This window comes from Kitasatospora sp. NPDC024654, from assembly GCF_055559155.1.
In genome coordinates this window covers 9,107-14,908 of sequence record NZ_JBVHLF010000123.1, presented here as the reverse complement: position 1 = coordinate 14,908, position 5,802 = coordinate 9,107, and the positions used below count along the sequence as shown (strand labels likewise).

Here is a 5,802-nt window from a genome sequence, read left to right as displayed (position 1 = left end):
TTCGTGCTGCTGGATCTGGACGCGGCGGCGACCTCGGTGGCCTCGGTGGCGGTTGGGCTGGCCAGTGGTGAGCCGGAGCTGGCGATCCGTGAGGGCGGCTGCCACGTGCCGCGGTTGGCCCGGGTCGCCACGGACGAGGCGCTGACCGAGCCGCAGGGCGCGGCCGCCTGGCGGCTGGGCATCCCGGTCAAGGGCACGCTGGACAACCTGGCGCTGGTGGAGCACCCGGCGGCGGTCGCGCCGCTGGAGCCCGGCAGCGTGCGGATCGGAGTGCGGGCCAGTGGCCTGAACTTCCGTGACGTGCTGAACGCGCTGGGCATGTACCCGGGCAACGCGGGCCTGTTGGGCCTGGAAGGCGCCGGCGTGGTCCTCGAGGTCGGCCCGGGTGTCACCGACCTGGCGGTCGGGGACCGGGTGTTCGGCATGCTCTCGGGTGGGTTCGGCCCGGTCGCCGTGGTCGACCGTCGGATGATCGCCAGGATGCCCGACAGCTGGACCTTCGCCCAGGCCGCCTCCGTGCCCGTGGTCTACCTCACGGCCTACTACGCGCTGGTCGACCTCGCCGGGCTGCGGGCCGGTGAGTCGATCCTGATCCACGCGGCCGCCGGTGGTGTGGGCATGGCCGCCGTCCAGCTGGCCCGCCACCTGGGCGCCGAGGTCTACGGCACGGCCAGTGCCGGCAAGTGGGACGCGCTGCGCTCGCTGGGTCTGGACGAGGCGCACATCGCCTCCTCGCGTGACCTGGAGTTCGAGGAGCGCTTCCGCGCGGCCAGTGGCGGCCGTGGTGTGGACGTGGTCCTGGACTCCCTCGCCCGGGAGTTCGTGGACGCCTCGCTGCGGCTGCTGCCGCGCGGTGGTCGGTTCGTCGAGATGGGCAAGACCGACGTCCGCGACCCCGAGCAGGTCGCGGTCGACCACCCGGGCGTGCACTACCAGGGCTTCGACCTGATCGAGGCCGGCCCCGAGCGCACCGGCGAGATGCTCGCCGCGGTCCTCGCCCTGTTCGACCAGGGCGCCCTGACGCACCTGCCGATCGCCACCTGGGACGTCCACCGGGCACCGGAGGCGTTCCGTTTCGTCTCGCAGGCCAAGCACATCGGCAAGGTCGTCCTGACCGTCCCGGCCCCGCTGGACCGGGACGGCACCGTCCTCGTCACCGGTGCCACCGGCACCCTCGGGACCCTGGTGGCCCGGCGCATGGTGACCGAGCACGGCGTCCGGCACCTGCTGCTCACCAGCCGGCGCGGCGCCGACGCGCCGGGCGCGGCCGAGCTGACCGCCGAGCTCGAGGGGCTGGGAGCCTCGGTGCGCGTCGCGGCGTGCGACGTGGCCGACCGCGACGCGCTGGCCAAGCTGTTCGCCGAGCTGGAGCGCCCGCTCACCGCCGTCGTGCACACCGCCGGTGTGATCGACGACGGCGTGGTCAACGCCCTGACGCCCGAGCGGCTGGACGCCGTGCTGCGTCCCAAGGTGGACGCCGCGCTCAACCTGCACGAGCTGACCGCCGGGCTCGACCTGTCGGCGTTCGTGCTCTTCTCCTCGGTGGCCGGCACCTTCTCCAGCGCCGGGCAGGGCAACTACGCGGCCGCCAACGCCTTCCTGGACGCGCTGGCCACCCACCGCGGCCAACTCGGCCTGCCCGCACTCTCGCTGGCCTGGGGCCTGTGGGCCGAGAGCAGCGGGATGACCGGCAACCTGGCGGAGACGGACCTGCAGCGGATGTCCCGAGGCGGCATCACCCCGCTCTCCTCCGCCCAGGGCCTGGAGCTGCTCGACACCGCGGCCGGACTCGGTCGCACCACCGTCGCTCCGATGGGCCTGGACGTCGCCGGGCTGCGTGCCCACGCCGACCCGGCAGCCGTCCCGCCGCTGCTGCGCGGCCTGGTGCGTGCCCCCGCGCGCCGCGCCGTTCGCGCTGCGGCCGAGGCCGTCGAGGGGCCGACGCTGGAGCAGCGGCTGGCCGGCCTCGACACCGAGGAGCGTCGCAAGCTGCTGCTGGACCTGGTCTGCACGCAGGTCGCGGCCGTCCTCGGGCACGCCGGGCCGGAGTCCGTCGAGGCCGAACGGGCCTTCAAGGAGCTCGGGTTCGACTCGCTGACCGGTATCGAGCTGCGGAACCGGATGAACGCGGCCACCGGCCTGCGGCTGTCCGCTACGCTGGTGTTCGACTACCCGACGCCGGCCGCCCTCACCGAGCTGCTGCTGGCCGAGATCGTCCCGGCTCCGGCCGCCTCCGTCCAGCCGCTGCTGGCCGAACTCGACCGTCTGGAGGCGGCGTTCGGGGCGGCGCCGGTCCCCGACGGTGAGTTGCGCGGAGCCCTGGCGGCCCGGCTGCAGGCGATGCTGGGCAAGCTCTCCGTCCCCGCGGCGCCGACGGGCGGGGCAGTGGCCACCGAGCAGCTCAAGGCGGCCTCCGACGACGAGCTCTTCGCCTTCATCAACGACCAGCTCGGCCGGTCCCAGGAGGGCAACTGACCACCTGGGACGAGAAGTCGAGCCTGAGGAGTAGTTGACCTGGCCCTGGCTCGGGCGCCGCGCGCGTCCGGGCCAGGGCCGTCTCCCGTTCCACCGGATGTCCCTTCCGCGGCATCCCCTATCCGACCGTCAGAAAAGACTACGATCACCGGTGATAACTCAACACGACAACAAACGTTTGACCGTCCCGCCGGCGGCGGGAGTCGTCACCGATCCCGGGCGTTACAGCCGGGACGTGACGGCGATGGAGTGGGCCTTCCTGGGCCTGCGGCCGGCACTGTGCCTCGTCCAGCACGTGGTGGAGGGCGAAGGCGCGCTGTCCGCCGACGAACTCGCCGAGGCGATGGCGATCGCCGCCGAGGCCTCCCCGGGCATGCGGCTGGTGCGCGAGGGCCGGCGGTGGGTGGACAGCGGCATCGCGCCGGCGCTGCACGTGCTGGAAGCCGGCGCCTTCGACCGCGAGCGCCTCGACAGCCCGGCGCTGCACCGGGAGCTGGACGGCACCGGCGCGACCTGCGAGGTGGTGGTGGTCCCCGGGACGCCGACCACGCTGGTCTTCCGCGCCTTCCACGGCATCACCGACGCCCGCGGCCTGCTGCTGTGGATCACCGACGTCTTCCGGGTCCTGCGCGGCGAGCCGCCACTGGGCCACGACGCCACCCTCAACCACCACGAACTGGCCCAGAGCCTGCTCCCGCCCGGTACCGAGCCGCGGACGGCGCCCGTCTCCAAGCTCGAGTGGCCCTCCCTGGTGGGCAGCCCCGCGCCGCACTCGCCCCGGCTGCTCTGGCGCCGGCGCACGGTCGACGGCCGCCACCCGGCGTCGGTGGCCAAGGTGGCCGCCGCGCTCGCCGCGAGCACCGAGACCGGAGACGGCCGGTTCTTCGTCCCGGTCGACCTGCGCCGCCACGCCCCCGAGTCGCGCTCCACCGCCATGCTGGTGCACGCGCTGCGAGTGGACGTCGCCGCCGGGGAGGACTGGCAGGAGGTGCAGCAGCGGCTGCTCGGCTCGCTCGCCGAACGGGCGGAGCTGGCCCTGCCGTTCGCCTCCTGGCTGCTGAAGATGCCGGTGCCGCTGATGAAGGTGATCAACACCGGGATCGACCGGGCCGCCTGGCGCAAGCGCCGCTACCACGCCAGCGCCTACCTCTCGCAGCTCGGTGGCTTCGACCACGACGAGCTGTCCACCGATGACTTCCGGACCACCGCCGTCTACTCGCTCGGTGGTGTCAGCCCCGGCGGCCCGCCGGAGATCGACCTGATGGAGAGTCCCGGGCGCACCGAGATCACCGTCGCCTGGCACGACGAGCCCGGCATGGCCGAGCGGGCCGAAGCCCTACTGGAGACCGTCGCGGACGCGCTCTCCCCGTTAGCCCACCGCGAGTGGGCCGGCAACCACACCGACCGTCCGCTGCCCTCCGAACGCTCGGTGGTCGAGCTCTTCCGCGAACAGGTCGAGCGAACTCCCGACCGCATCGCCCTCAGCGGCCCCGAGGGCAAGGTGACCTACGCGGAGCTGAGCCGCCGCGCGGACGCCGTCGCCGCCGAACTGCGCCGCCAGGGCGCCGGACCCGGCACGGTGGTCGGCCTGCTGGCGGACCGTACGGTGGCCGCGGTGGCCGGGCTCTGGGGCGTGCTGCGGGCCGGCGCCGCCTACCTGCCGCTGGACACCCGCCACCCCGACGCGCGGATCGCCGACCTGCTCACCGACGCCGGCAGCGCCCTCTGCCTGGTGGCACGCCCCTACGACGAGCGTGACTGCGTCCCCACCGGCTGCCGCCCGCTGATCCTGGACGACCTGGCCCTGGACGGCACCACCCCCGAGGAGTTCCAGGACGCGATCATCGATCCGTCGGACCTCTGCTACGTCATCTACACCTCCGGGTCGACCGGTCGGCCGAAAGGTGTTCAGATCGAGCACCGCAGTCTGGTCAACTACCTGCACTGGGGCACCCGCGAGTTCGGGGTGGACGCCGACACCCGGCTGCCGTTGGTCACCTCGCTCTCCTTCGACGTCACGGGCACCTCGATCTTCCTGCCGCTGGTGGTCGGCGGCGAGGTGATCCTGATGCGGGCGGAACCCACCCACCTCTCGCTCCGCGACCTGCTGGAGGACTCCGGCGCCAACACCCTGAACCTGACCCCCTCCCACCTCGACCTGATCGGCCGCCTCGACCTGGCGCCCACCGGCTACCGCGCGGTGATCGTGATCGGTGAGCAGCTGCGGGTGGAGGTCGCCGCCCGGGCGCAGGAGATGTTCGGGCCCGACTGTCGGATCATCAACGAGTACGGGCCGACCGAGGCGACCATCGGCTGCACCGCGCACACCTTCGACCCGGTGCGGGACGCCCACGGCACGGTCGTGCCGATCGGCCTGCCGGCCGACAACACCACTGCCCACCTGCTCGACGAGGACCGGCGGTACGTCGCCCCCGGCGAGATCGGCGAGCTGTACCTGGGCGGCGCGCAGCTCGCCCGCGGCTATCTCGGGCGGCCCGACCTCAACCGGGAGCGCTTCGTCCGTCTCGCCGACGGCACCCGGGTCTACCGCACCGGCGACCTGGTCCGCACCCTGCCCTCGGGCGAGCTGGAGTGCGTCGGGCGGATCGACGACCAGGTCAAGGTGCGCGGCCACCGGGTGGAGCCCGCGGAGGTGGCCCAGGCCCTGGAGGAGCACCCGGCCGTGGATCGGGCCGTGGTGATCGCCCGGGCACGCCCCGGCCGCCCGGGCAAGGCCCTCTACGGGTACGTGCTGACCAACGCGGCCGTCACCGAGGGCGAGTTGGCCGAGCACCTGGCCGGCCGGCTGCCCTCGTACATGCTGCCCGCGGCCATTCTGGTGCTCTCCGAACTGCCCTACACCGTGAGTGGCAAGATCGACGCGCGTGCCCTGCCCGACCCGTTCGCCGACGCACCCGGGGCCACCGCGGACCCCGGGAGCGACCAGGCGGCAGCGGTGGACCCCGTCGAGGAGGCGGTGGCCGGGATCTGGGCCCGCACCCTCGGCGTGCCACGCTCCCGCCTCGACGGGACGGCCGACTTCCACCGCCTGGGTGGGGACTCGGTGGCACTGCTCGCGATGCTCGCCGGCGTCTGCGGCGAGGTGCTGGAGCCCGGCCAGGAGGAGGCGTTCATGTCCCACCTGGCCTCGATCCTGCGTGAGCCCACCCTCGCCCGGGTGGCCGGCCTGGCCCGCGCCGACCGGCGGCCCTGACCGTACCCGCGCGCCGCACCGCCGGGGGGGGGGGGGGGGGGGGGGGGGGGGGGGGGGGGGGGGGGGGGGGGTGGGGGGGGGGGAGGGGGGGGGGGGGGGAGGCGAGCATAGTA

Annotated in this window: 2 protein-coding genes; both read left to right on the top strand. The window is 74.0% G+C overall.

All coding sequences use genetic code 11. From position 1 onward, the window contains the following. Positions 1–2,475, top strand: a 2,475-nt coding sequence (locus tag ACZ38L_RS35670; RefSeq protein ID WP_465701537.1) for a type I polyketide synthase, incomplete at its 5' end; no start/stop codon positions are given. Between the two features lie 178 nt (positions 2,476–2,653). Beyond that, positions 2,654–5,689 carry a non-ribosomal peptide synthetase gene (locus ACZ38L_RS35665; RefSeq protein ID WP_465701533.1) on the top strand — a complete coding sequence of 1,012 codons (3,036 nt, stop codon included), beginning with the start codon at positions 2,654–2,656 and terminating at the stop codon, positions 5,687–5,689. Positions 5,690–5,802: the final 113 nt, after the last annotated feature.